The sequence below is a fragment of the Alcanivorax sp. HI0044 genome, assembly GCF_001634945.1.
This window is the reverse complement of sequence record NZ_LWEZ01000051.1, coordinates 1-896: the sequence shown is the minus strand read 5'-3', so window position 1 is coordinate 896 and position 896 is coordinate 1. Positions and strand designations below refer to the sequence as shown.

At 55.4% G+C, this 896-nt stretch carries 1 pseudogene; it reads right to left on the bottom strand.

From position 1 onward, the window contains the following. Positions 1 to 508: pseudogene (locus tag A3730_RS00605) on the bottom strand (capsule assembly Wzi family protein); the annotation flags it as partial. Between the last annotated feature and the right edge of the window lie 388 nt (positions 509 to 896).

Genomic DNA, 896 nt, shown 5'->3' with positions numbered 1-896 from the left:
GGTAGGTGTCGTCCAGGCGCACATATTGGTTGTCGCGCTCGCCGTCCACATAGCCAATGGCCAGTTGCCCGGCCCAGCGGTCGCCCATGCCGTAAAGTGCCACCTGGCTGGTAACTTCGTCTTCTACCTGGGTATCAAAGCTGGTGTAGAGCGGCTCCTGGTTGGCGCCGCCCAGCTCAATGGAAACACCGCGGGTGCTTTTCTGTGCTTTCTGGAGGGCTTTTTCCAGAAACGCGGCGTGCTGGTTTTCACAGCGTTTGGCGTCGGCTTCCGGGAGGCTATGGCGGGCAAGGCGGTAGCTTTTCATCAGCGCGGCCCAGCTGATGGGCCAACTGAGGGTAACGCCATCCAGGCAACCCTGGGACTGCAGCGCCTCGATGTGATGGCGTGCGGACAGGTCCCCGGCGGGCACCCAAGGCGAAGCGGCCTGGGCGCTGGTGGCACACAGAAAGGCCAGCCCCCCGAGACTCCAACGGGTTAACTGTGAAGAAAACTGCACTAAGGACATCCTATCCAGCTGTTCTGACATCGAGGGGCGGATTATGCGTACTTTTTTTTGTCATCCATATGACAAGCTGCGGCATTTTACAGTTTGTTTACTGCAATGCGAATGGTTTGCAGCACTTACCCTACGTAATTCATACGTATTGGTGACGCAGGTCTTTTAATACTTGGGGTTAGGATGATAACGCCAGAAGATTTTTGTCTAACAATTCAGGAGTAAGGTGGGTTTTAGTATAGGTTTTGTAGGTCGGCTTAGCCTAAAGGCGTAAGCCGACATTTGCCGTTTACCTCCATAGCGACGCCAGATGTCGGGTTACGGCTTCGCCTAACACGACCTACGCGCTACGCCTAAGCCGACATTGAACCCGGGGATCAAATAGTCTCCGTAGGTC